The 25,798-nt window shown below is 62.7% G+C and carries 20 protein-coding genes and 1 tRNA gene; 11 read left to right on the forward strand and 10 right to left on the reverse strand.

Features of this window, described 5'->3' with window-relative positions; genetic code table 11:
- A partial coding sequence (locus B3M53_RS07910) for a M14 family zinc carboxypeptidase (protein WP_286800041.1) occupies positions 1-1,039 on the reverse strand: 1,039 nt, incomplete at its 3' end.
- Positions 1,040-1,226: 187 nt separating this feature from the next.
- On the opposite strand from B3M53_RS07910, the gene typA reads away from it, so the two are divergent.
- Complete coding sequence (gene typA / locus B3M53_RS07915) at positions 1,227-3,056, forward strand: translational GTPase TypA (protein WP_022702120.1); 1,830 nt, start codon at positions 1,227-1,229, stop codon at positions 3,054-3,056.
- A gap of 59 nt (positions 3,057-3,115) precedes the next feature.
- Here the strand turns inward: typA and B3M53_RS07920 are convergent, their stop codons facing one another.
- Positions 3,116-3,982, reverse strand: a complete 867-nt coding sequence (locus B3M53_RS07920) for an alpha/beta hydrolase (protein ID WP_273020574.1) — start codon at positions 3,980-3,982, stop codon at positions 3,116-3,118.
- 118 nt (positions 3,983-4,100) lie between these two features.
- On the opposite strand from B3M53_RS07920, the gene B3M53_RS07925 reads away from it, so the two are divergent.
- From B3M53_RS07925 to B3M53_RS07935, 3 genes are all read left to right on the forward strand, one after another.
- Positions 4,101-4,877, forward strand: coding sequence for a DUF547 domain-containing protein (locus tag B3M53_RS07925; RefSeq protein ID WP_273020576.1), 777 nt, complete (start codon positions 4,101-4,103; stop codon positions 4,875-4,877).
- Positions 4,878-4,925: 48 nt separating this feature from the next.
- The gene (mltF, locus tag B3M53_RS07930; protein ID WP_273020578.1) at positions 4,926-6,296 is read left to right on the forward strand and encodes a membrane-bound lytic murein transglycosylase MltF; all 1,371 of its coding nucleotides are present in this window, start codon (positions 4,926-4,928) and stop codon (positions 6,294-6,296) included.
- Positions 6,297-6,500: 204 nt separating this feature from the next.
- Positions 6,501-8,744, forward strand: a complete 2,244-nt coding sequence (locus B3M53_RS07935) for a TonB-dependent receptor (RefSeq protein ID WP_273020579.1) — start codon at positions 6,501-6,503, stop codon at positions 8,742-8,744.
- 82 nt (positions 8,745-8,826) lie between these two features.
- Here the strand turns inward: B3M53_RS07935 and B3M53_RS07940 are convergent, their stop codons facing one another.
- The 3 genes from B3M53_RS07940 to selD all read right to left on the reverse strand — a co-directional run bounded on the left by B3M53_RS07940 (position 8,827) and on the right by selD (position 12,198).
- Complete coding sequence (locus B3M53_RS07940) at positions 8,827-9,693, reverse strand: hypothetical protein (protein ID WP_273020580.1); 867 nt, start codon at positions 9,691-9,693, stop codon at positions 8,827-8,829.
- Between the two features lie 73 nt (positions 9,694-9,766).
- Entirely contained in the window at positions 9,767-11,083 is a 1,317-nt protein-coding gene (locus B3M53_RS07945; RefSeq protein ID WP_273020581.1) for an ABC1 kinase family protein, read from the reverse strand.
- 53 nt (positions 11,084-11,136) lie between these two features.
- The gene (gene selD, locus B3M53_RS07950) at positions 11,137-12,198 is read right to left on the reverse strand and encodes a selenide, water dikinase SelD (protein ID WP_273020583.1); all 1,062 of its coding nucleotides are present in this window, start codon (positions 12,196-12,198) and stop codon (positions 11,137-11,139) included.
- A gap of 53 nt (positions 12,199-12,251) precedes the next feature.
- Here selD and mnmH point away from each other — a divergent pair, with 53 nt between their 5' ends.
- A complete protein-coding gene (gene mnmH / locus B3M53_RS07955) occupies positions 12,252-13,313 on the forward strand; it encodes a tRNA 2-selenouridine(34) synthase MnmH (RefSeq protein WP_273020585.1) in 1,062 nt (353 codons plus the stop codon).
- 99 nt (positions 13,314-13,412) lie between these two features.
- Here the strand turns inward: mnmH and B3M53_RS07960 are convergent, their stop codons facing one another.
- Entirely contained in the window at positions 13,413-14,300 is an 888-nt protein-coding gene (locus B3M53_RS07960; RefSeq protein ID WP_273020587.1) for a dienelactone hydrolase family protein, read from the reverse strand.
- Positions 14,301-14,492: 192 nt separating this feature from the next.
- On the opposite strand from B3M53_RS07960, the gene B3M53_RS07965 reads away from it, so the two are divergent.
- The 4 genes from B3M53_RS07965 to B3M53_RS07980 all read left to right on the forward strand — a co-directional run bounded on the left by B3M53_RS07965 (position 14,493) and on the right by B3M53_RS07980 (position 21,324).
- Complete coding sequence (locus B3M53_RS07965; protein WP_273020589.1) at positions 14,493-16,928, forward strand: DUF305 domain-containing protein; 2,436 nt, start codon at positions 14,493-14,495, stop codon at positions 16,926-16,928.
- 274 nt (positions 16,929-17,202) lie between these two features.
- Positions 17,203-17,664 (forward strand): hypothetical protein, encoded by a 462-nt coding sequence (locus tag B3M53_RS07970; protein WP_273020591.1) that lies wholly within the window; start codon positions 17,203-17,205, stop codon positions 17,662-17,664.
- Between the two features lie 211 nt (positions 17,665-17,875).
- Positions 17,876-18,316: a DUF5360 family protein gene (locus B3M53_RS07975; RefSeq protein ID WP_273020592.1), complete on the forward strand. Its 441-nt coding sequence runs from the start codon at positions 17,876-17,878 to the stop codon at positions 18,314-18,316.
- 227 nt (positions 18,317-18,543) lie between these two features.
- Positions 18,544-21,324, forward strand: a complete 2,781-nt coding sequence (locus tag B3M53_RS07980; protein ID WP_273020594.1) for a tetratricopeptide repeat protein — start codon at positions 18,544-18,546, stop codon at positions 21,322-21,324.
- Positions 21,325-21,464: 140 nt separating this feature from the next.
- Here B3M53_RS07980 and B3M53_RS07985 read toward each other — a convergent pair.
- Positions 21,465-21,555, reverse strand: a tRNA-Ser gene (locus B3M53_RS07985).
- Between the two features lie 146 nt (positions 21,556-21,701).
- Between B3M53_RS07985 and B3M53_RS07990 the strand changes: the two genes are divergently transcribed.
- Positions 21,702-22,760, forward strand: a complete 1,059-nt coding sequence (locus B3M53_RS07990) for an Mrp/NBP35 family ATP-binding protein (RefSeq protein WP_273020596.1) — start codon at positions 21,702-21,704, stop codon at positions 22,758-22,760.
- A gap of 108 nt (positions 22,761-22,868) precedes the next feature.
- Complete coding sequence (locus tag B3M53_RS07995; RefSeq protein WP_160091790.1) at positions 22,869-23,213, forward strand: rhodanese-like domain-containing protein; 345 nt, start codon at positions 22,869-22,871, stop codon at positions 23,211-23,213.
- A 70-nt stretch (positions 23,214-23,283) separates the two neighbouring features.
- On the opposite strand, the gene B3M53_RS08000 is transcribed toward B3M53_RS07995, so the two are convergent.
- The 3 genes from B3M53_RS08000 to B3M53_RS08010 are packed head-to-tail and all read right to left on the reverse strand — an operon-like array spanning position 23,284 to position 25,781.
- Positions 23,284-24,213, reverse strand: coding sequence for an alpha/beta fold hydrolase (locus tag B3M53_RS08000; RefSeq protein ID WP_273020599.1), 930 nt, complete (start codon positions 24,211-24,213; stop codon positions 23,284-23,286).
- A 12-nt stretch (positions 24,214-24,225) separates the two neighbouring features.
- Positions 24,226-25,092, reverse strand: a complete 867-nt coding sequence (locus B3M53_RS08005) for an alpha/beta fold hydrolase (protein ID WP_022702135.1) — start codon at positions 25,090-25,092, stop codon at positions 24,226-24,228.
- Positions 25,089-25,781, reverse strand: coding sequence for a TetR/AcrR family transcriptional regulator (locus B3M53_RS08010; RefSeq protein ID WP_022702136.1), 693 nt, complete (start codon positions 25,779-25,781; stop codon positions 25,089-25,091). The genes B3M53_RS08005 and B3M53_RS08010 overlap by 4 nt, the downstream gene beginning before the upstream one ends.
- Positions 25,782-25,798: the final 17 nt, after the last annotated feature.

Genomic DNA, 25,798 nt, shown 5'->3' on the forward strand with positions numbered 1-25,798 from the left:
CGGCATGGGTGACAAGACCGCGATCGGTCTCGATTTCACCGCCGCGCGCGGCGCCGATCTCGAACAGAATGCCCAGGGATCCATTGATCTGGGGATAGGTCGAGCCCTTGCCGATATAGAAATTATCAAAGCCTTCCTGGGTGGTGTAGAGCCGCGCTTCGGGATCCAGGAAGTCGGTGGTGTGCTGCTGAGCGATCCGGTAGGTCAGATCGCGCGCCCGCTCGGGGATCAGCGGATTGCGACGCAGCGCTTCACCGGGGTGGAAGTAGAACGGGCTGGATGAGCCCATTTCGTGATAGTCCGCCGAGACCATCGGCTTCCATTCATGCCATTTGCCGATCCAGGCCTGGGCTTCAGGCTGGGTCAGCAAGAGCCATTGCCGGTTCAGGTCGAACCAGTAGTGATTGGTCCGCGCTTCCACCCACAGATTATGGATGATGTCGGCGGGATCGGTGTTCTGCGCCTGGGAGAAGAAGGTCTCCACATGGTTCACCCGGCGCGAATGGCCGTCGGGATTGAACACGGCGGTGAACAACAAAACCGTATCGTCGAGCGTGTCGCCGATATCGGCTTCGCTGGCGGCCGCGAAGTGGTAAAGAACCGGAATGGCCGCGTCCATGCCCGAGGATTCCGCGCCGTGAACGCCGAAATTGATCCACAGGACCAGCGGCGTATCCGCCGGCGCCGCTTCGCCGCGCAGTCGCGCCAGATGCGCGTCACGAATCGAGTCGATCCGCTGCTGGTTCTCAGACGAGGTGACGGTGAAGAACAGGATCGGGCGGTGTTCGTGGGTGTAGCCGATCGTCTCGACCGAGATGCGGTCAGACTGGCCCGCGATCTCGCGCAGATAGGCGACCATGTCGGCGTGACGCACGGGGCGAGCGCCGACTTCATAGCCGAAACTGTCTTCAGGCGCCGTGATGGAGGCGTCATAGCTGACGTCTTCGGGCATGAAGAAGGAAATGGGTTCTGCGACGGCCGCAGAGCTGGTCAGTGCGGCGCCAAGCGCGAGTAATCCCGCACGCAAAAGGCTCTTCATAATGTCTCCCCATGAGCCGTTTATCGGCCCGTCTTTGTCTCGATGGTGAAGTGTTCAGCAACCTAGGCCGCAAAACTTGCGGCGACCAGTGCTAGCCGAATTCAATTTCGCCCTGTATGAGAGCCGCAAAGAGCGCAGGTTTTGCACCTGCGAACACATCGAGATCTGCGAGATTAAGGACTGATCTATGACCGCTCCCGTTGAGCGCATTCGCAATATCGCCATCGTGGCGCACGTCGACCATGGCAAAACCACGCTTGTGGACAAGCTGCTCCGGCAATCAGGGACGTTCGATGAACGCGCCGCGAATGTCGAACGCGTCATGGACTCCAATGATCTGGAGAAAGAGCGCGGCATCACCATTCTCGCCAAGAACACGGCGGTGACCTGGAACGACTACGCCATCAACATCGTGGATACGCCCGGCCACGCCGATTTCGGCGGCGAAGTCGAGCGCGTGCTCTCCATGGTGGATTCGGTGCTGCTGCTGGTCGACGCGGTGGATGGCCCCATGCCGCAAACCACCTTCGTGACCAAGAAGGCGCTGGCCCTGGGCCTGAAGCCCATCGTGGTGATCAACAAGGTCGACCGTCCCGGCGCGCGTCCCGACTGGGTCGTGGACCAGACCTTTGACCTGTTTGACCGTCTGGGCGCAACCGACGAGCAGATGGATTTCCCTGTCGTCTACGCTTCGGCGCTGGAAGGCTGGGCGAGTCTGGATGTGGATCAGCGCGGCGGTGATCTGAACCCGCTGTTCCAGGCCATTGTGGATCGCGTGGCGCACCCGGACGTGGATCAGGACGCCCCGCTTCAGCTGCAGGTCTCGGCTCTGGATTACTCAAGCTATACCGGCGTGATCGGTCTGGGCCGCATTCGCCGCGGCAAGCTGAGCAAGAACCAGCAGGTCGTCGTGGTCGGTGCTGACGGGACGGAGCGCCGCGCGAAAGTGCTGCAGGTGTTCGGCTTCCACGGTCTTGAGAAAGTCGAGCGTGAGACGGCCGCCGCTGGCGACATCATCACCTTCAACGGCATTGACCCGCTCAACATCTCCGACACGCTGTGTGATCCCGAGCATGTGGAGGCGATGCCGCCGCTGACGGTGGACGAGCCCACGATCTCGATGATCTTCCAGGTGAACGATTCGCCGTTCGCCGGCCGCGAAGGCAAGTTCGTCACCTCGCGCCAGATCAAGGAACGTCTGGACCGTGAGCTGATCCACAATGTGGCGCTGCGTGTCGAGCAACAGGATGACGCGGATAAATTCCTCGTGTCCGGCCGGGGCGAACTGCACCTGTCGGTGCTGATCGAAACCATGCGCCGTGAAGGCTTCGAGCTGGCCGTGGGCCGTCCTCAGGTGATCAACCGCGAAATCGACGGTCAGATGTGCGAGCCGTATGAGGCGCTGACCATCGATGTCGAGGAAGAGCATCAGGGCGGCGTCATGGAGCGCCTGGGGTCGCGCAAGGCCGACCTCAAGAATATGGAGCCGGACGGCAATGGCCGGGTGCGCCTGGAATATGTCGCGCCGACGCGCGGCCTGATCGGCTTCCGCTCGGAATTCCTGACCCTGACCCAGGGCTCGGGCCTGATGTTCCACACCTTTGATCACTACGCCCCGCGTTCGGCCGGCGAAGTCGGTCAGCGTCCCAAGGGCGCGATCATCTCCATGGAGACCGGCAAGGCGCTGGCCTTCGCCCTGTGGAACATCCAGGAGCGCGGCAAGCTGTTCATCGGTCATGGCGTGGAAGTCTATGAAGGCATGGTCATTGGCCAGAACGCCCGCGACGAAGACATGATCGTGAACCCGCTCAAGGGCAAGAAACTGACCAATATGCGCGCTTCGGGCACCGATGAAGCGGTGGTCCTGACCACGCCGGTCCGCGTGACGCTGGAATACGCGCTCGAGTTCATCAATGACGATGAGCTGGTGGAAGTGACGCCGGAAAGCATTCGCATCCGCAAGCGCTTCCTGCTCGAGCACGAACGCAAGAAAGCCAGCCGCGCCAAGGCGGGCTAGGCGATCCGCCAGACGCATGAAAGGCCGGGCTCATCGCCCGGCCTTTTTGTTGTGGAGTGTCAGAGGCCGGCGTTCTCTGCGGCCTTGCCGAGCCAGCTCGCAACGATGGATGGAGCCTCCATCGGGATCAGATGGCCGCCCTCCACAGACTCCAGACGCACCCCGCGAGCGACAAGGCCGCTGGCGTTGATCACGGTGGACCCCTTGCTGGCCTTGAGCACTTGTACTGTGTCGCCCAGCCGGCGAGCCGCCTTGAGCAGGTCATGGGCCTGGCCTTCGAAATTGGCGGCCTCCCAGTTCGGGTCGCAAGCCAGTCTGACGCCGTGTGCGCTGTCCTGAAGGCCATCCTCGAGATAATCCTCCAGCACGCCGTCCGACCAGCGGGCGAAGGTGGGGCGCGATTGATACCGGCTGATCACCGCATCGCGATCCGGCCAGCCGTTCGAGCGTTTGCGCGCCGTTGCGGCAGGCTTGATCGCAGCCCCCTTCATGAAGGGCCAGAGCGGCGAGCGCGCCATCAGATAGAGTGCGGGCGGCAACACCACAGGCTCGACCAGCGCCAGCGGCGGCGCGTCCCGCATTTGCGCCGCGGCGAGCAGCGTGCTCGATCCGCCCATGGAATGCCCAGCCAGCAAAGCCGGGCGGCGGTCCAGCCGGTCATAAAGCGCCAGAAGATCCTTGGCGTAAACGTCCCAGCTTTTATGGGTGGCGGGGTCGGCGGGCAGGGTGGTGCGGCCATGGCCGCGCAGATCGGGCGCGATGATCTCGAACCGATCGACCACTTTCCCCAGCATCTGGCGATAGGCCCCGCCGTTAAACCCGTTGGCGTGAGCGAACACCAAAATCGGCGCGCCGGGATTGGGCCAGCGCCAGGCCGCCATCATCCCATCTTCAAACTCATAGTGTGCGCGTTCAGGCTCGATCATGGCGGGCTTTCATTCACAGGCGGTCACAAGCGGTTGAGCTTGCCCGATTCTCACCGGGGCGTGACTGGTTTTCGGTCATGGCGGGTCTAGTCTACTGATCAGCCGCAAGGAGGGTGGAATGAAACCATTCATCATCGCAATCGCCTGTCTCGCCAGCCTGGCCGGCATGTCCCTCTCACACGCCCAGACCGATCTGCACACGCCTTGGGATCAGGTGCTTGGCGCCTATGTCGTCGAAAGCGATGACGGGGTGAACCGGTTTGATTATGCCGGTTTGCGCGCAAACCCGGACGATCGCGCAGTCTTGTCCGCCTATATCGAGGACCTTGAGGCCACGCAGGTCAGTGCTCTGACCGATGATGCGCGCTTCGCCTTCTGGGCCAATCTCTACAACGCCGTCACGGTGCGCCTGATCGTGGATGAAGCGCCCGAAAACTCCATTCGTCAGATACGGCCTCGCCCCTGGTCTATCGGTCCCTGGGGCGTGAACCGGGTGGAGGTGGAAGGCCGCGCGCTGTCGCTGGACGATATCGAGCATGGGATCATGCGCGTCGAATTCGACGCGCCTCTGGTCCATTACGCCGTCAATTGCGCCTCTATCGGTTGTCCTAATCTGATGGCGCGCGCCTGGCGCAGCGATACCTTGGATGCGGACCTTGAAGCGGGCGCCCGCGCCTACATCAATCATCCCCGCGGCGTTACGGTCACTGAAGACGGGCTCGTGGTTTCGCGAATCTATGACTGGTTCAATGAGGATTTCGGCGGCGCTGATGCGGGCGTGATCGCCCACGTGTTGAGATATGCCGAGCCCGGTCTGGCGCAGCGCATTGATGGCGATACCCGTATTATTTCATATACCTACGACTGGTCCCTCAACCGTGTTGTGAGCCCGTAAGCGTCGCCGGATTTGGTATGCGGCCTTTGAGCGCCTATCTTTGTCGCCATGGGGTTGTGGACAATATCCGTACGCAATGCGTGCGTCGCAGCGCTGGCGCTCGCCGGCGCCGTGTCCTGTGGGCGCGCTGATCCGCCTGGTGTGGAAACGCTGGACGAGATCCGCGAGCGTGGAGAGCTGATCGTTCTCACGCTTGAAAGCCCGACCACCTATCATCTGGACGAGGATGGCGAGCCTGAGGGCTATGAGGTCGCTCTGGTCCAGAACTTCGCGCAGGATCTGGGCGTCAGCGTTCGCTTCGAACCCCAGCGCGATCTGGGCCAGCTGATGGCCAATATCGAGGCCGGCCAGGGCCATCTGGCGGCTGGCGGCGTGACGATCACCGAGGCGCGCCAGGAGGCCAACACCTTCGGTCCCGCCTATAAAACTGTCACCGAACAGCTGGTCTGTCGCCGCGGCGGCCCCCGGGTCCGCACGATCGAGGATATGGCGGAGGTCGAGATCGCGGTGCTTGAGGGCTCAAGCTATATCGAGACCCTGCAGGCGCTGAAAGTGGACCATCCCGGCATCGAATGGCGGACGGTGAACGCCGCTTCCGCCTTGCCTTTGTTGGAACAGGTGCAGGCTGAGCAGGTGGATTGCACCGTTTCGGATTCCACGATTGTCGCTCATGCCCGGCTGCGGTTTCCTGAGTTGCTGACCCCGCTTGTGCTCAGCGAAGAACGCTCTCTGGCTTTCGTCCTACCTCTGGGATCAGAGTTGTTGCAGCCCTTGAACCGCTGGTCCGAAGCGCGCCACGAAGGCGGCTTTCTGGAGCGGCTGGATCAGCGCTGGTTCGGCGTGACTCGTCAGTTTGATTATGTGGACACGGCTCGCTTCATTCGACGCATTGACGAGCGTTTGCCAGCCTTGCGCCCTCATTTCGAAGCGGCGGCCGAGGAGAGCGGCATTGACTGGCGCTGGCTCGCTGCTCAGGCCTATCAGGAATCCCATTGGGATCCGGACGCCGTGAGCGCGACAGGGGTGAGGGGGATCATGATGCTGACCCTGCCCACCGCCAACGAGCTGGGGGTGGAGGACCGCACCGATCCTGCTCAGTCGATCGCGGGCGGCGCGCGCTATCTCGCTAATCTGATGGAGCGCTTGCCTGAAGAGGTGCAGGGTCGCGACCGGCTGTTCCTGGCGCTGTCTGCGTACAATGTCGGCATGGGCCATCTTTACGACGCACGCCGGTTGGCCGAGCGCCAGTCGCTGGAGAAAAATCGCTGGGGCGATATCCGGAAAGTTCTGCCGCTCTTGTCAGACCCTGAATACTACACGACCTTGCCGCGCGGATACGCCCGAGGGCGAGAGCCGGTGCATTATGTGGCCAATATCCGACGCTACCGCGTGTTGCTGGATTTGCATCTGGATGACTGACCCAGCGAGGCGCTGCTGAGCGTGAAGCGCCGTATACAGATCAACTGAATACTGTTGCTGCAAGTGCACACTTCAGGCCTCCCGGTGTCTTCTGGCGTCATATTTTTCTTTCCATACTGACGAATTTCCGTATCACGCTCGGAACGAGCCCGCCCTTCAGATCAATTGAGAGGGCGATGGATCTCCACCCTATGCGTCGCCAGCATGCGGCGCTCTTCCGGAGTCGAACTCGTGCCCCAGTTCAAGACCCGCCTGTCCCGCCTTACCGCCTGTTCCGTGAGCGTGCTCGCCCTGATGGCCAGCGCTCAGCCCGCCGCTCTGGCCAATGATACGGAAGCCGCGCCTGACCGGCTTGACACCATCATCGTCACGGCGACGCGGCGCGAAGAAAACGTGCAGGACGTGGCGGCGTCCGTGACCACGGCCCCCAAGCCGACTCTGGATGCGATCACTGAAGCCGGCGGGGACATTCTTCAGCTCGCGGCGCGCGCGCCCAGTCTTTACGCCGAGAGCTCGAATGGACGCGTTGCGCCGCGGTTCTACATCCGTGGCCTGGGCAATACGGACTTCGATCTCGCCGCGTCCCAGCCCGTCTCCATCCTGATGGACGGCGTGGTTCAGGAAAACGTCATCCTGAAAAGCTTCCCGCTGTTTGACATCGCGCAGGTTGAAGTGGCGCGTGGTCCGCAGGGCACGCTGTTCGGCCGCAACACAACGGCGGGACTGGTGCGTTTTGACTCTGTGCGTCCAAGCCAGGAACTTGACGGTTATGTCAGCGTCAGCGTCGGCTCGCTCGGTACGACCAATGCGGAAGGCGCCGTTGGCGGCGCGCTGATCGACGGCGTGTTGTCGGGGCGTGTCTCTGTGCTGCGCCAGCATCGTGACGACTGGATCGACAACGGGTTCTTGGGCGTGCGTGATGCGCTTGGCGGTTTTGACGAGCAAGCGGCGCGGGTGCAGCTCCTGTTCACGCCGAACGACCGCTTTGACGCGTTGTTGAACGTGCATGCGCGAGATTTCGAAGGCACGTCCGCGGTCTTCCGCGCCAATATCCTGACCACCGGCTCCAACGACCTGAACGAGAATTTTGATCGCGATACGGTGTTTTTCGATTCCCCGGCCAACAACCCCCAAGCCTATGAGGGCCTGGGCGCGAGCCTGACGATGAACGGCTATTTCGATGGCCTGACCCTGACCTCGATCACCGGGTATGAATATGCGGACGGGTTCAGCCTCGGCGACATCGACGGCGGCAATCTCAGCGGACCGGGCTTTATTCCGTTCCCGTCTGAAACCCAGGACGCGCTGGATGATCTCAAGCAGGTGACCCAGGAATTCCGTCTGGCCTCAGACACGGACAACGCCACCAGTTGGCAGGTCGGCGCATACTATTTTGACTCCGAGTTTGAAGTGACGACCTCTTCGCCGTCCGGTTTTCCGCCGACCACCACCGTGCGTCACGAGAACCAGCTTTGGGCGGTGTTCGGTCAGCTCAGCCATCAGGTGACCGATGATCTGCGCCTGTCGGCCGGGCTGCGCTATACGAGCGACGAGAAAGACCTCACCGTCCCGCTGGCGGCCTTCCCGGTTGACCCGGTCAGCGTGTCTGATGAGGAAGTGAGCTGGGATCTGTCGGCGTTCTATGACGTCAATGACGATTTCGCCCTGTTTGGCCGCGTGGCCCGCGGCTTCCGCGGCCCGACCATCCAGGCGCGCGACGTCGCCTTTTTCTCGCCGCCCTCCACAGCCGAGAGCGAAACCTCGACGTCCTACGAGGCGGGTTTCAAATCCGAATTCGCCGACGGCCGGGCGCGCGTGAACGCCACCGCGTTCTATTACGAGGTGTCCGACCTGCAGCTGTCCGCCGTGGGCGGCGCCGGCAATCTGGTCCAGCTCGTGAACGCCGATCAGGGCGTGGGCTATGGCTTTGAAGTGGATTCAGAATTCCTGGTGGGCGAGAACCTTCTGCTCACCGCCGGATTCAGCTGGAACGAAACCGAGCTTCAGGATGCCGGCCTTGAAGTCGGGCCTTGCGGATCGGGTCAGTGCACCCCCACGGATCCGGACGCCGACGGCGACGGCTTTGTGGAAGTGGACGGCAACCCGTTCCCGCAGGCGCCGGACTACATTCTCAGCCTGACCGCGCGGTATGACATTCCCTCTCAGTGGGGCGGGGAATGGTTCGTCTACACCGACTGGTTCTGGCAAGGCCGCACCAATCTGTTCCTCTACGAATCCGAAGAGTTCTATTCAGACGGCAATTTCGAGGGCGGCCTGCGTCTGGGCTATGCCGGAAACGCCGACGGCCGGGATTGGGAAGCGGCGCTGTTCGTGCGCAACATCACCGATGAGGAGAACCTCGCGGGCGGCATCGACTTCAACAACAATACCGGCTTCGTCAACGAACCGCGCATCTGGGGCGTCAGCCTGCGCACCAGCCTGAACTAGACAAGGATTGATTGATCCGGCGGCCAGTTCCCTCACTGGCCGGAACGGCGTCAGGCTCTGGCCTGGCGCCGTTTGTTTGGGCTCAGGGGCGAGCCGCGAACCGTTCGGTCAAGAGCTCCAGATCCCCCTCTGGCGTTGAGGCGGGATATTCTAAAGTCAGCGTTCGCGACTGGTCATTGACGCTGAGAACCAGCGCGCGTCGCGGCTCACTGACAGGCGTCGGCGCCCCCAGATCAAGTAAACGCGCCCGGTCCGCCACACGTGTCAGCGCCTGAGCCATCTCAAGTTCTGACACTGTCTCGTTCGCCGCTTCCAGACGGGACAATTCGGCGTCAAAGCCGTCGCCGTCCAGCACGCGCACGCCCACATCGTCCAGATTCCAGTACACGCAGCCGGGCAGGGCGTTCTCTGCGCCCAGAAGGTCAAAGCGCAAAAAGCCTTGCGACATCAACGGACATGACAGGCCATCTACATGGACGGCGCCCATCGGCGCGACGGCTCGCCATCCGTCGCCGGCCTGGGGGTGATGACGGACCATGCGGGCATTCGCGTCCGCGACACGTTCTGCGTCATCGAGCTGGTAAGCGGCGCGCGCTTCTTCAGCCGCCATGTGGGCGGCGTTGAGCATCAACGCGTCTTGCAAGGCGGGGTCATCCATGATGATGGCGTAGGCTTCGGCCGAATAGGTCGCTGTCGCCCGCCAATCGCCCAGACGGGCGCTGATGTCGGTCAGGATATGGCGGGCGCGGTAGCGTTCGGACGGAGTGGTCGCCAGAGCCTGAGCCTCCTCGGCAAGCAGGCGAGCCTGCTCATAGTCATGGGTGAGCATTTGGCCGATAGCGCCGCGAAAGGCTTGGGTGAAGTCGGGCGCCGTCTGAGCCTGCGCAAGAGGGGACAGGCCCGATGCGCCAAGCGCAAGCACCGACGCGGCGATCAGGAAAACTCGCATCTTAAACTCTTCAACGAATGAATCTTGAAGCAGACTAGGTCTGATCCGGGCGCAAACCCGACTAAAAATTTTGTTAGATGTGACCTGAAAGGACGCTTCGGATATCCAGGCGAGCGTCGAGCTTCGCGCCGAGCAAATACAGTCCTGCGACCTTGCGCTGGATGAAGACCGCCATGGGCGCCGGCGTCTGGGCGTACCCCATTGCGCGCAGTCTGAATCCGCCCTCTCTCAGAGGTTCGACCAGGGCAGACGCGTCAAAATCATACGGCTCAGCGCTGAAGAGCGGCGTCAGCGCCAACTCGGTCAGCTCCAGCACCAGAGCGCGCTGATCGGGCGGCGTCTCGTCTGACAGATAGCCCAGCTCCGTCAGCGCCTGTTCGCGGCCGCCCCGGTCGCCAGACAGTCCCGCTTTCAACAAACGCCGTCCGGCGCATTGGACTGCTTCGGGAATGTCCTGCACGGCGCCGAAATCCAGCAAACCCACCCGACCCGTGTCGGGTTGATAGCGATAATTGGCGAAATTGGGATCGCTCTGAATGGCGCCGAATTCAAACACTTCGCGCAAGGTCAAATTCGCCAGTTCAGCCATCACCCGGTTGCGCTCGCTGGGCAGGGCGTCGACCAGCGTTTCGATCGGATCGCCGGGCAGATAGCTCATCGCCAGCACGTTCGCGGTGGTCAGATCGGACGCCAGTTCTGGCGTTGCAAAGCTGTCGGACCCTGAGAGCCAGTCCCGAAACTGGGAGAGTTTTTTACCCTCACGCGCATAATCAGCCTCATCTCTGAGCTGGCGTTTGACTTCCTCAAGGATGGGCTTGAGGTCGAGCCCCTTGGGCGCCAGCCCGGACAGCGCGATGAGGCTGGCGAGGTTGTCCACATCGCTGTCTATGCTGCCTCGGACGCCGGGATACTGCACCTTGATCGCCAGATCGCGGCCATCCTGGGTGAGGGCGCGATGCACCTGACCGATGGAGGCGGCAGCCATGGGGCGCGGCTCGAAGCGCTTAAACCGGCTGAACCAGTTTGGTCCCCAGTTCTGGGTCAGCACGCGCTTGAGCTGATGGGGCGGCATGGGACGGGCGCTTTCGCGCAGCCGCGCCAGAACCTCGGTGAGCTCCGGCGGCAGCAGGTCGCCGGAATCCATGGACAGCATCTGGCCCATTTTCATCGCCGCGCCGCGTAAGTGCGCCAGCTCATCTGCCATGCGTTTGGCGTTTGACGGTGTGAGGATCAGCCGCGAAGCGTCCAGCCGCTCGCCTTTCGCCAGCGCCTGAACCGTGTTGCCCAACGCTTCCCCCGCCGTGCCGGCGACGAGACGTCCGAAGCGCCCCAGCCGGCTCAAACGGCCTTTGGGGACGGCGGAGCCGCGATCATCAGCTTTGTCGGTCATGCGATTATCCTCTCAGTTCTGAGAAGCTAGGTCGCAGCCCGATGAAATCCCGGTCAGGCGGAAAATCCGATCATCGGACCCCCGGCGTCTAGGCGCCCGATCTGAACGGCGGCGCTGTGGCCATGGCGCTCGAAAACCGCGAGCACGTCCGCCGCCGCGTCCGGCGCGCAGGCGACCAGTAGTCCGCCGCTGGTCTGGGGATCGCACAGCATGTCGCGATCAGCGTCTGACCAGTCGGGCGTCTGGGTGACGTAGGGCTCGACCGCCGCCCAGTTGCGTCCCGAGGCGCCGGTGCGAACGCCCTGGTCCAGCAGTCGTCGCGCGCCGTCAAAGACGGGCAGGGCGGTGCGGTCGATGCTGGCGGCGAGTTTTGAGCCGCGGCACATTTCCGACAAATGGCCCAGCAGGCCAAAGCCGGTCACATCCGTCACTGCGTGCACGCCCGTCATGCCCGCCAGATCGGCGCCGGGCGTATTCAGCCGGGTGGTCGTGGCGATCATAGCGTCATAATCGTCAGGCGTCAGAAGCCCGCGTTTCTGCGCCGCGCTGAACACGCCCACGCCCAGCGGCTTGCCCAGGATCAGCACGTCGCCGGGTTTGGCGCCGGCGTTTGTCAGGATCTGATCGGGATGCGCCAGACCCAGTGCGACAAGCCCGTAGAACGGTTCGGCGGCGTCAATGGAATGACCGCCCGCCACAGGCGCGCCGACGCTTTCAGCGACCGAGCGGCCGCCATCGAGAATCTGCCGGATGGTTTCAGGCGGCAGCGTATTGATCGGCATGCCCAGCACCGCCAGGCAGAAGATCGGCTTGGCGCCCATGGCGTAGACATCTGACAGGGCGTTGGTGGCTGCGATGCGTCCGAAATCATACGGGTCATCAACGACGGGCGCGAAAAAGTCCGTCGTCGCGACCAGCGCCGTCTCATCATTGAGCTTGTAGACGGCGGCGTCATCGCGCGTGGCGGCGTCCAGAAGCAGGGCCGGGTTCAGTGGCAAGGGCGGACTGTCCGCCAGGATGCGGTCCAGAAAGGCGGGATCGAGCTTGCAGCCGCAGCCGCCCCCGCGAGCCAGGCTTGTCAGGGACGGCGTTGTGGCGGAGGAGGTCTCGGTCATGGTCGCATCCGGCTGTGTTCGATTCTTGATCAGAACGGAACTATAAGGCGCGCATGTTGCGATACGAGACCCTGAAGGATGTCAGCGCCGGCGCATTGCAGCGCTTTGACCTGATCATCGACGTGCGTTCGCCCGGCGAATACGCCGAGGACCATTTGCCGGGCGCGGTGAACATGCCCGTGCTCGATGACGCCGAGCGCGCCGAGATCGGCACGACCTATGTCCAGGTGTCTGCGTTCGAGGCGCGGCGCGCGGGTGCGGCGCTGGTGGCGCGCAATGCGGCGAAGCATCTGGAGACCGCGCTGGCCGACAAGCCCAAACGCTTTCGCCCGCTTGTCTATTGCTGGCGCGGCGGCATGCGGTCCAATTCCATGGCGACGATCCTGTCGGCGGTCGGCTGGCCGGTCGCGGTGCTTGAGGGCGGCTATCAAACCTGGCGGCGGGCCGTGATGGCCGGGATCGAGGCGGCCTCTCCTGAACTCGATTTGATCCTGATCGATGGGCAGACCGGCACCGCGAAAACCGCCTTGTTGCAGGTGTTGCAGGACAAGGGCGAGCAGGGGGTGGATCTGGAAGGGCTCGCCCGGCATCGCGGCTCCGCCTTCGGAGGTTTCGCGAACGCGCCCCAGCCCAGCCAGAAAGCGTTTGAGACCGCGCTTTGGCGCGCGCTGGAAAGCGTCGACCTCAGCCGCCCGGTCTTTCTGGAGGCGGAATCCGCGCGGATCGGGTCGGTTCGCCTGCCGTCACCCATGTGGACGAGGATGAAGCAGGCGCCGCGGATCGAGATCACAGCGCCGCTGGCCGAGCGCGCCCGGTTTCTGGCCACGGCCTACGCTGATATCGTCGACGATCCCGGCCAGGCGTGCGCGGCGCTGGAGCTCATCACGCCCTTCCACTCCAAGGAGCAGATCGCGCACTGGCGCGAGCTGGCCCATCATGGCCAGCCTGAGCGGCTGGCGGCCGAACTGATGACTGCGCATTACGATCCGGCCTATGACCGCGCCCGACGCAAACGCCTGACGCCGAGCGCCTTGTCATTTGAGACGGAGCAGCTGGATGCGGCGGCGCTTGAGGCGCTGGCCGACCGCATCATCGCGGCGAAACAGGCGCTTTGAGGGGCGGGCGCCTCCATTGCGAACCCGAGGGGTCGCAAGGCCAAAGGCCGACTGCAGCGACGCGAGGATCGAACACCCGGATGGTGTGAGCCGGAAAAGCTAAGCGGTCAGCACCCGGTCGAAAAAGTCCAGGGTGCGCGACCAGGCCAGCTCGGCCTGCTCTGGGTCAAACCGCGCCGTGGTGTCATTGTGAAAGCCGTGCTGGGCGCCCTCATACATGAAGACCTGATAGGGCGCGTCGGCTGCATCCAGCGCATCACGCCAGACCGGCCAGCCGGCGTTGACCCGGTCATCGAGCGCGGCGAGATGGATCTGTAGCGGAACGCGCACGGCTTCGGCGTTTTCAGGGTCGGGCCAGCCGCCATAAAACGGCACGGATCCCGCCAGCCAGTCCAGACGCACGGCGAGCTGATTGGCGACCGCGCCGCCATAGCAAAATCCGACCGCCGCCACCTGGCCCGAGCAGGCGGGATGATCACGCAGGAAATGCGCGCCGGCGATGAAATCCTGCAGCATTTCGCGTCCATCGCGCTGGCGCTGCAGGGTGCGGCCTTCGTCATCCGTGCCCGGATAACCGCCCAGCGGATGCAGGGCGTCCGGAGCGAAGGCGACATATCCCGCCAGCGCGGCGCGCCTCGCCACATCCCGGATATGCGGGTTCAGACCGCGGTTCTCATGAATGACCAGAACGCCGCCGCGCGGCGTTTCGGCGCCGGCTGGACGGACGAGATAACCGCTCATCTCGCCGGCTCCGTCCGGCGAAGCGTAAAGCACGTCGTCTTCCACCAGTCGCGAATCGCCGGCTTCGGTCTGTTGCGCCGTGGCGTAGTTTGGCATCAGGGCCGCAGCGAGCACGCTGACCGTCAGTCCGCCAATGGCGTAGGCTTTGAGCCCGTCCAGGAAATCTCGTCGCGACATCGCGCCATGGGCGTATGCGTCATAGAGCTTGAACGCGCCTTGCGCGATCTCGGGGTCAGACTTTGGCATCGGCTCGCTCCCACTGTTGTGCGGGATGAAGCTAGCGCATCGCACTGAAGCTGCAAGTTGCTCGCCTTTCCACGTAAGCGCGCAGGCGAACCCGCTGAGAGGCAACCGGCAATAGGTCTGAACATACCGGAATCCCTTGCCGAACCGGGCCGGACACTTACTCTGTCGACGATAGAACCGGGGAGAAACGCCATGACCTTCAACACACGATTGCGACTTCAGTCAGCCACGATCGCTCTAGCGGCGGGACTGGCTTCGCAGACAGGCGCCTTTGCGCAAGACGCGCCCATCGTCCAGCCGGGCGCGCCGGGCGAAGACGTGCGCCAGATCAACGCCGACGAAGCCGTACAGATCGCCGCGAACCGCTTTTCCGAGGCGGACGTGCAGTTCATGCGCGACATGATCGTGCACCATTATCAGGCGGTGCAGATGGCGGACCTGGTCGCAGAGCGCACCAGCACCGATGACATTGTCGCCGTCGCCGGGCGCATCAACGCCAGCCAGGCTGACGAGATCGCCTTCATGCAAGGCTGGCTTGAAGAGCGTGGCCAGGACGCGCCCGATCCCGCCAATGATCCGCATGCGATGCATCACGGCATGGATCATGGCGGCGGGCATGCCGGCCACTCCATGATGGCGGGCATGGCGACGCCAGAGCAGATGGAGGAATTGGCCCAGGCGAGCGGGACAGAGTTTGACGCTCTGTTCCTGGAGCTGATGATCGCTCACCATGACGGCGCAATCGTGATGGTGGACGCACTGCTGGACGAGCGGGGCTCGGCCTATGACCCGGTCTTGTTTGATTTCGTCAATGATGTCCGCAGCGAACAGAACTCTGAAATCCGCCGGATGAGCGCTGTGCTCGCAGCCCTGTCCGAAGATCCGCGCAATGGATTGTCCGCGGGCTTCCGCGATGCGGGCGAGGCGATTTCCAATCTCGAACTGATCGCCAGCCTGCCCAAGCCCACCGGCTTTTTCGACGCCGAGAACCCGGTCGGCCTGCCGCCGGAAATCACCCCGGAGGACACGGATGAAGAGGTTGAGCGCCGCTTTGGTCAGCGCGCGCCGTTTCTGAGCTTTTCGAACACGGATATGGCCTTCGCCGGCGATTTGATGGCGGTCGGCAATTATCACGGCTTCAACCTGTATCGCTTGGGCGAAGACGCGCCCGTTCTGATCAGCTCGGTCGTGTGTCCGGGCGGGCAGGGCGATGTGTCCATTGTGGGCGATCTGCTTCTGGTGTCCGTACAGGACACCCGCGCGCGCGTGGATTGCGGTCGTCAGGGCGTGAGCGAAGACGTCAGCGAAGAGCGTTTCCGGGGCTTGCGGATATTTGACATCAGCAATCCGGTCGCCCCGCGTCAGGTCGGCCAGGTGCAGACCTGCCGCGGCTCTCACACGCATTCGGTGGTCTCAAGCGATGAGAACACCATTGTGGTCTACAACTCCGGCACCAGCTCGATCCGTGATGAGGAGGAGATGGCGGGCTGCGTCGCGGGTTTTCCGGGTGACGAAGAAACGGCGCTGTTCAGCATCGACGTGATCGAAATCCCGGTCGCCAATCCTGCGGCGTCGCGCATTGTGGACAGCCCGCGCGTGTTCGCAGATGACGAGACGGGCCGGATCGCCGGGCTCTGGACCGGCGGTGATCACGGCGAGGGCACCCAGTCCACGCGCCGCACGGACCAGTGCCATGACATCACGGTCTTCCCGTCGCTGAACCTCGCCGCGGGGGCGTGCTCGGGCAATGGCATCTTGCTAGACATCAGCGATCCGCGTGCGCCGCAGCGCATTGACGCCGTGGTCGACCAGGGCTTCGCCTACTGGCACTCGGCCACCTTCAGCAATGCGGGCGACAAGATCCTGTTCACCGATGAATGGGGCGGCGGCGGACGGCCGCGTTGCCGCGCGCAAGACCCCATGGATTGGGGCGCGAATGCGATCTACGCGATCAATGACGGCCAGCTTGAGTTTGAAGGCTATTACAAGATCTCTTCCGCCCAGACCGAAGAAGAGAACTGCGTCGCGCATAATGGCTCCATCGTCCCGGTTCCCGGCCGCGATATCTTCGTGCAGTCCTGGTATCAGGGCGGGATTTCCGTGCTCGACTTCACCGATCCCGCCAATGCCTACGAGATCGCGTTCTTTGACCGCGGGCCGATCGATCCCGATGTGATGGTGCTGGGCGGATACTGGTCGAGCTATTGGTATGACGGTCGCATCTACGGCACCGAGATCGTGCGCGGTCTGGATGTCTTCGAGATGCTGCCCAGTGACCAACTGAGCGAAAACGAGATCGCCGCCGCGGCGCTGGCCGATCAGGGCGACACCTTCAACCCGCAGCAGCAATTGCCGGTCAGCTGGCCTGACCATCCGGTCGTGGGCCTGGCCTATCTGGACCAGCTGATGCGCGATGACGCGCTGCCGTCAGAGCAGGCGACGAGCCTGTATGATGCTCTGGGACGTGCGGCGCAGGTTGTCGAAGCGGACGCACGGGATCGTCAACTGGCGCGAGAGCTGCGCGATCTGGGCCGGGATTTGCCCGATGCATCTGAAGACGGCGTCGCCGCCCACCGGATCACGGCGTTGGCCGAGGTGATCGACGGGGTGGCGCGCAGCCTGCGCTAAGTCCATCCGGCTTGATCTTGAGCCTTTAAAAGAAAGAGCTGCGTCAGAGATGACGCGGCTCTTTTTGTGTAAGGTGACGGCGGGGTCGGATACCGCGGCCGCCAGCATCAGGCGCGCCAGCCGAACCGGCTTGTCACCCGCCGATGGCTGGGGTCCCAGGCTGGCGTCGCATCCCGCGGCGCCGACATTGCCTGCAAGCGCGAACTCCGAGCTTCGTCAAATTCACACATCGCGAACGCTTCTAGCCTTTCTAGTTTTGTGTTAACTTTTGGCTATGGGCCTTCTCCATCTCTCCATAAACGCCGATGATCCAGAAGGCGTGGCGGGGTTTCTCGCGCAGGTCATGGGTGGCGCTGCCGTGCCATTTCCGCCTTTTCCTGATTGCTGGATTGCCTTCGCCGCGGAAGACGACGGCACCTCAGTGGAAGTCTATCCCACAACCCATGTGCTTGAGGCCGGCGCCGCGCAGATATCGTGTGAAGTTAAAACCAGGCAGGGGGGACCGACCTTTGTCCACGCTGCGCTAGGCACGACACTGGAGCGGGCCGAAGTCCTCGCTCTCGCGTCGGCCAAGGGCTGGACAGCGCGTATTTGCGACCGAGGGCCGTACGAATGTATCGAGGTCTGGCTGGAGAACCGGCTTTTGGCCGAGCTTTTGGATGCGCAGATGCAGCGGGACTATCGACAGGGAATGACCGTCGACAATTGGGTGTCGATGTTCGGTCTGAATGGATAGCATCCGCAGGATAAGTCCGCACCATATCGGTTTGCCCAGTCGGCCCCCGCCTCGCTGACAACCGCCGCGGCGATCGCGTCAGGCCGAAGGCTTCAATCGTTCGCTCGGGCTTTCGGTCGTGACGACTGTTATATTGGGGTATGTGCCGGGGCGCAATTTGCCGCTCATGCGGACCGACCTCACCGCACAAACCCCAACATGCAGGATGAAAATGCACAAGGTAGATACCCTCCGAAGGGCTCTCACCACAGCCACCAATCTGATGATGATCCTCTATTGGTGCCTGGCAGGCGCGTTGGCGCTCGATCTCGTCGCAATCGATCCTGCCCTGATGTATTCTGATTTCGAGAATCCGCGGGTTGTCGCCTGGAACTGGTCGTTCTTCCCGATCGACATGGCGTTTGCCATTCTCGGTCTGATCGCGGTGTTCGGTAGTCTCTCTGCACTGACTGCGCTGAAGTTTGAGATCGTTTCAGCGGTCCTCATGATGTGTGCAGGGGTTATGGCGATTTCATATTGGCTGCTCACGGCGGAGTTCGACCCAAGTTGGTGGGGCGTGAACATTTGGCTGATCGTGATGGGTGGCTGGAACCTGAGCAAAACCACAGCCGCGCCGACCGCACAATCCGTGGCTTTTCCAAAAGAGACGTGAAACTCAACCTCGATGCGGCGCCTAACGTACCTGATGATTGCCCCCGCCAAACTCGATCAGCTGATGCGCGATGACGCGCTGCCGTCAGAGCAGGCGACGAGCCTATATGATGCTTTGGAGTGCTCTCAGGGTGATAAAACTCAGAGAGATAGCCTAATTTCCCGATCGTTGTAATTTGAATATAATGCATTAACCTTTATGGATCGGCTGGCGCCTTGGGGGGCGATATGCGCGCATTCAGATCATCATGTACGGCGTTCGCGCTGAGCCTTTTTGCGTCCGGCGCGCCTGTTGCTGACGCACAGGATTCCGCTGTGAGGCAGGCGACGCCGCTCCTGTCTGAACTGAGGCCGACTTATGTGTCTCTCACCGATCCCGAAACACATGTCACGGAGCTGCGCCGTCTGCTTGAGGGCCATCTTGAGCGCATGGATCAGGACGCCTTGGTCCAAGCCGCCGAGAGCGGCGATGTTGAGGCTCAGCTAGCCTTGGCCGCGGCGCATACATACGACTTGGGCGGTATGGACGCCGACGCGGAGACGGGCGCGTACTGGGCTTCACAGGCGTGCAATGCTGGCCAGATGACGGCCTGTGTAAGCCTCGCGCACTTGCATATCACTCAGCCTGACATGTTTCCCGCAGGCACGGCTGCCGACGCAGCCGAGCGCCTTGAGGACTATTGTGACGATGACGCCCATACGGCGTGTTTTCTGCGGGCTCGTCTGCTGAATTCGGGCCGATATCTCGAGGTCGACAAGCGTCGCGCACTGCGACTGTTCCGAGACGCCTGCGAGAATGGCGTCACGAGAAGCTGTACCTGGGCAGGGAGTTATTACTATAGCGGAGAGACCGGCTCGCAGGATCTGCATCGCGCGATCCGGTATTTCGCCATGGGCTGCGAGCTGGGTGATGATCGCGCCTGTCTGGATGCGACGATCGCGGCTGTCGACGAGTATAGCGAAGGAAATGAGTCTTACGGCTTTATGGGTACCCAAGACGAGTTCCAGCGCCGCGTGGCGCGTCGCAATTACGCCCCGCGTTTTGTAGAGAATCTGATGGCGCCATGGGCGTACTGGCCAGGGGCTGATGTTTCAGAGACCGGGCTGACGCCCGTTCTCACGGCCACGGTGAAACTCTACGGACAAAATCAGCTCTGGTCGCCGCAAGGGACTGGGCAGGGGCCTTGGCGGGCATTGCTCTTTACCACCGGGAATACACGAGTCGCTGAGTACGCTAGTTGGCCGACCCAGCGTGAACGGGCGGCGGACGTTCATTGCGCCGGCTTGGATATCGCCGCCTGTTTCGGTGAGGTGATGACATTGCTGGCCGGCTCGGAAGAGGCTCGCAGCGCGGAGCCGGACTGGGCCCTCATGGATGCCTATTGCGCACAAGATGTGCTGATCGCATGTCGGTTGGTTGAGTTGTCAGAAGACTGGGCCTTTCTGGTCGACGCCTCTGAGGAAGAACTGGTGGTCTTGCTCTCACCGTATTGCCTGCGGGAAGAGGACCCGCATGTGCAAGCCTGTCGATATGCCGGGGATGCCGCCCTTCGCTTAGCGCAGAACGATCCGTTCTATTTCGCGCAGGCCCTGCCCTTGCACCAGCAGGGTTGTGACGCGAGCGGTCCGACGTCCTTCTGTGCCACCGCTGATGAGAATCCCCTGTCCGGGGTCTCGCTGATGGACGCCTATCGCCGGAATGACCTGGATCATATCCGCATGGTGCTGGAGGTCGGCGGCGCCATCCAAGGAGAACAGCCAACAGCTCGGTATAATGCCGATGTCGGCCGGTATGATCTGGCTGCGCAAGCCGTGATTGATGAGCAGATGGACGTCCTGCGGCTGATCAATGAGTACGTCGATCTGACCACCTATGAGATGATCGGTGATCGGCCGCTCATCCTGGCGAGCCTGCCGTCAGAAAGAGTCTATCGTAACGGGGCCATCCAGGATGTGCGTCGTTTCGGTTATGACGGCAGGCGGTCGACCTATCTCATGACGTGGGAAGCCGCCGAAGAGATGCGCGAGCGCCTTTTGGACATGGGGCTCAGCCCGATCTATGACACCGCTGCCGGCATGTCGATTTATGGCCTGTTTGACTCCATTGCGCGTGGCTATGCCAGCGCAGAGCAGGACGCGGGCTATGTCCGCCGGCGTGCTGCCGAGGATGCGGAACGTGATCGCCGACGGCGCCAGGCCGAGGCTCGCGAGCGTCAGGAGATGCGAGAGGCGATCCTGACGGGGATGAACCAGGCGCTGTCTGACGCCAATGAGCGCCTTGCCGCCGAGAACCGGGCGCGTGACGAGGCGAACCGTCGCGAAATGCGTGAGATCAACAATCGCGCGCAAAATACCGCCGCGTATCACCAGCGACGGACCGAGGCGGCCCGCGAAAGCCGGGAAGCCTCGGCATCCTCTGGAACGGACGCGGCCTCACAAGCCCGCATCGCCGAGCTGACTCGTGAACGGCAAAGGATCGCCAACGCGGCCGAAGAACGCCGGCGCAATGATGAGGCCCTGGCCGAACGCGAGCGGCTCCAGCAGGAACGCAATGCGGCGATCCGGCGGGAAAGAGAGGAACGCCTCGAAAGCAGTTATCGTGCCGGCCAACGCGTGGAGTCCGAGCGCGCCCGGCTGGCGGCTCAAAACGATGAACTGGTGCGCCAGCAATGGGCCAGCAATGATGCGCCAAACAGCACTGTGAGTGCGCTCGACTGGCAGCAGAACGCCTTGATGGCGTGTGAACGGACCGGGGAGAATCTTCGCTTGCAGAGCCCGAACCATGAGTTCGCAGCGGCCGAGAATGCGTTCCAGTCTGGCTGCCAGATCGCGCACTGGCTCAAATACAGCACGGCCGGCGGGAATGTCCTGCATTGCCACAAGCGGGATGAGTTCCAGGATGATCTTTATGATCGTCTGTCTGAGCGTGGCTTGACCGCCTATTCCAACTACGGCGATCAGGCCTGGCTGGCCTGGGAGCAGAATATGGGCTGCACCGACGCCGATTAATGGCTATCGCTGAATTATTGATAAGGAAAGCAGAAAAGGGGGCGAACTCCGTGGCGGTTCAGCCCTGTGACCGCGCAAAAGCTCCCGCCATCAAGGTGGCGTCTGATCCTTCAATGTCATGAAATGAAGGCCAGAAGGTCTGGCGGAGACGAAGGGATTCGAACCCTCGATACCCTTTTGAGGTATACTCCCTTAGCAGGGGAGCGCCTTCGACCACTCGGCCACGTCTCCACTAACCGGTGTAGCCGGGCTTGCACCACGCGATCAAGTCGCTCGCGCCTCTCAGCTGCAGTTTATGCTGCAATGGGCTGTCTATAAGAGCGCTTGGCTTTGCGTTCGGGCGTCGGCTCGCCTATCTCAGCTGCATGAACGAAATCGTGCTCAACGCTCTCGCCTCCGTCGCCGATCCGGCCACCGGGGCGCCTCTGAACCGGTCAGACCGCATTGACGGCGCAGATCTGCGCGACGGCGTGGCGACGCTGGTGCTCAAACCCGGAGGGGCCGATGAGGATGCGGGCGCGTTGCGGCAGGCCATCCAGGACGCGCTGACCGCCCATCCCGAGATCGAGCGGGCGCGGGTCATCATAGAGGCGTCGTTGAGCGCCAAAGCGCCGAAACCTGCGAAAGCTGAAGCGGCGCCTCCCAAAGCGCCGGCCAAGGCGGTCATCGCTGTGGCGTCGGGCAAGGGCGGGGTGGGTAAATCCACCACGGCCGCCAACCTGGCCGCGGCCTGCGTGAAGATGGGCTTGTCGGTAGGCTTGATGGACGCCGACGTCTATGGCCCGAGCGCCCCCCGCATTTTTGGCCTGAACGGCGCGCCTGGTCTGCAAAAGACGGATGGCGGCATCGAGCCGCTGGAAGCGCATGGCGTGAAGCTGGTGTCCATGGGGTTCCTAGTGGGCGAACGCGATCCGGTGGTCTGGCGCGGCCCCATGGTGACCGGAGCGATCCGGCAGTTCCTGACCGAGGTGAACTGGGGTGATCTGGACGTGCTGATCATCGACATGCCGCCCGGCACGGGCGATGCGCAGCTCGCCATCGCGCAGAGCGCGCCGATTTCAGGCGTCGTGATCGTCTCCACCCCGCAGACCCTGGCGCTGGATGATGCGCGCAAGGCTGTGGCGCTGTTTGATCGCACGGCGATCCCGATCCTCGGCATTGTCGAGAATATGAGCTTTTTCCTGTGTCCGTCCTGCGGCGAGGGAACCGAGATTTTCGGCCGTGGCGGCGCGCGAGCGGAAGCGGAACTTCTGGGCGTGCCGTTCCTGGGCGAAATCCCGCTGCACCCCGAATTGCGTGAAGCCAGCGATGAAGGCCGGCTGGTCGCGTCTGGCGACGGCCCGGTGGCCAAGGCGTTTCACCGGGCTGCATCGGGCATGCTGCATGCGCTTGAAGGCGCGCACCGGCCCGCGCCCGAAATCGTCTTTGAAGACTAGTCTCACCCAGATGTGACAGCGGGCCGCGCTTGAGCCGCGTCTCCAAACTTGTCAAACTTGATAAATGACAGAGCGCAAAGCGCGCATGAGCTTTATGGAGTGCTGAGAATGGAAAACTGGTCCCCGGAGCAGGTCGATAAGGCCCTGAAAGCAGGTGAAATCATCCTCGTGGATGTGCGCGAACCCGGTGAATACGAAAACGAGCGAATTCCGGGCGCTCTGCTCTTGCCGCTGTCGACGTTTGATCCGGCGGCGCTGCCGACCGGGCAGGGGCGCAAGGTGGTGCTCCATTGCGCGGCGGGCGGTCGATCGGGCAAGGCGATTCAGGCCTGTGCAGCGGCGGGATCTGATGTCGTGGCGCACATGGCGGGCGGCATGGGCGCGTGGAAAGCGTCAGGGCTCGCCTACTACCAGATCGAGCCGTCCACCGGACAGATGGTTCTGAAAGGCTGACGGACTCAGTCTCCAGACAAAAAGGGCGCGCAAGAGATTGCGCGCCCTTTCTTTTGGAGGAAGCGCCAGATCAGTCGTTGAGGAAATCGCGCACCAGCGCTGCGGTCTCGACGGGCCATTCCTCCATGGGCACATGGCCGGTGTTCTGCATCAGCACCAGCCGCGAATTGGGGATGGCGGCGTCAAAGCGCGGACCATGGGTGGCCGGGATCATCGCATCATTGCTCCCCCATACGATCAGGGTCGGCGCAGCAATGCGGGCGAGGTCGGGGTTCGGATCAGGCAGGGTGAACTGTTCGATCCGCTCGATCAGCGCCTGACCATTGCCCTCGACCCGCATCATGGCGCGGATGCGTTCAAGCTGTTCGGGCGAGACGCGTGAAGGATCGGCGTACAGGGTAGACGTCGCGTAGGCGACGCCCGCTTCCGGCGCCAGAGAGAGATACGCGCGCACCGCATCGGGGACCGGGGCGGGGTCGTCCGCCACGCCGAGATTGGGATAGCCGCCCGGATCGATCAGAACCAGATGATCCACACGATCTGCATGCTCCGCCGCATAGCGCCAGGCGACCAATCCCCCCAGCGAGTTGCCGCCAATGGCGAACCGATCCGGGGCGATCTCGTCAAGCAGTGCGCTGACCTGAGCGACCGTGTCGGTCACCGAATAGGCCTTATCGGCGCGTGGACCGGTTAATCCGTGACCGGGCAGGTCGAACCGGATGATGCGATAGGTCGTATCCAGCTCGGCCGCCAGTGCGTCCCAGGCTTCAAGGGAATGACTGAAGCCGTGGATCAGGACCAGGGTCGGCGCGTCTTCAGGGCCGCTTTCGCGCACGCGCCAGTCTTCGCCATCCACTGTGACGAAGCGGTCCTGCTCCGTCATCCATTGCTGGCTGACGGCGTCCAGATCCAGCGGACGGAAGGTCCAGGCGAAAAAGGCGATCACCAGAACAGCCAGCAGGATCAGCCCGCCCAGAATACGCAGCAGCATGTCAGTCATCTCTCAGATGCCTCAGTCCAGACGGCTCAGGAAGGCCTTGATCGGCTCCAGCGCGGCCGGTTCGGTCAAGAGGGGAGCATGGCCGACATCGGGGACCTGAGCCAGCTCCATGTCGCCATGGCGATGTGACATTTCATTGACACACTCCATGGCCAGAAGGTCGGAAATGGCGCCGCGCACCAGCAAGAGCGGCGTGCCCTTCAAACCCTCAAAGAACGGCCAAAGGTCTGGCGGCGCCACATCGCCATCCTTCACTGGTTTTGAGATGTTGGCGTCGTAATCGAGCACGATCTCGCCCGTATCGATGGACCGGCAGGTGCGTTTGGCGAAGGCGATCCAGAAGTCCGCGCCTGTCTCGTTCGGGAAGGCGACGCCGTTGATGGCGCGCAAGGCCTCGCCGGCTTCCTCCCAATTGGCGAAGCGTCCGGCCCCGCCCACATAGCCCTGGATGCGGGTCAGGCCGACCGGGTCCAGCTCCGGGCCGATATCGTTGATCACCGCGCCGGTCAAAAGGCCGGGGCGAACGGTGGACAGGATCATCGTCATCAAACCGCCCATGGAGGTTCCGACGGAGACCACCTTGTCCCAGCCCAGCTCATCCAGAATGCCCTGAACATCCTCGACATATTTGGCCGGATTATAGTTTTCGATCTGGGCGTCATAGTCAGACCGGCCCCGGCCGCGCACATCCACCGCCACGACCGTGCGGCCCATATCGGCGATGATCGGCGCCAAATCCTCGAAATCACGGCTGTTGCGCGTCAGGCCATGCAGGCAAATGACCGGGGTCTTGCCGCTCTCGCCTTGCGCCGGATAGCGGCGGTAATAGGTGCGAACGCCATCGGGAGCGGTGAAAAAATGCTCTGAAAACGGGGTCATGAAACCGTCTCGGCCTCCTGCTTCTTATTCGATTGACGCTGCGCCAGACGCTGGAAGCCGGCCGCCAGAAATTCAGGCATGCGCTCGGTCACCGCTTCCAGATCACTGGATTTGCACAAGCCGCCGGACAAGGCGTCCACGCGTCCGGTGTCTGCGAAGGTCAGAACCAGCGCGCCTGACAGAAAGTGATAGCTCCAGAACAGCTCTTCTTCCGGCGCATCGGGGAGGGCGCGTCTGACCGCGTCCAGAAAATGGCGCACGATCGGGTCAAAGTATTTGGACATGATCGCCACGCCCCATTCAGGCGAGTTGGTGACCTGGCCCACCAGCGCGAAATAACTTTTCCAGCCTGGGCCCCCATTGGCGCTGCGATCCAGAAGCGGGTGGGTGAAGGCGTGAATGATAGCTTCAAGAGTCGGACCTTCAGGCCCGGCATTGGCCTCGCACGCTTCCAGCTCCGCCAGGCGAATCGTATTGAGCTCTTCCGCGCGACGCAGCAAGACGGCGTCAAACAGTTCACGCTTGCCGCCGAAATAATAGGCCACAAGCGCCGGGTCGCTATCCGCCTGGCGAGCGATGGCGCGCACTGTGACGCCATGAAAGCCCTTTTCAGCGAACAGGCTTTCTGCAGCGTCGAGCAGGCGGGTGCGGGTGCGCTCGCCCCGGCGCGTTCCTCCGGCGTCAGTCATGATGATGATCCTCCCAT

It is taken from the genome of Oceanicaulis sp. UBA2681, assembly GCF_002354675.1.
GTDB classification, from domain to species: domain Bacteria; phylum Pseudomonadota; class Alphaproteobacteria; order Caulobacterales; family Maricaulaceae; genus Oceanicaulis; species Oceanicaulis alexandrii.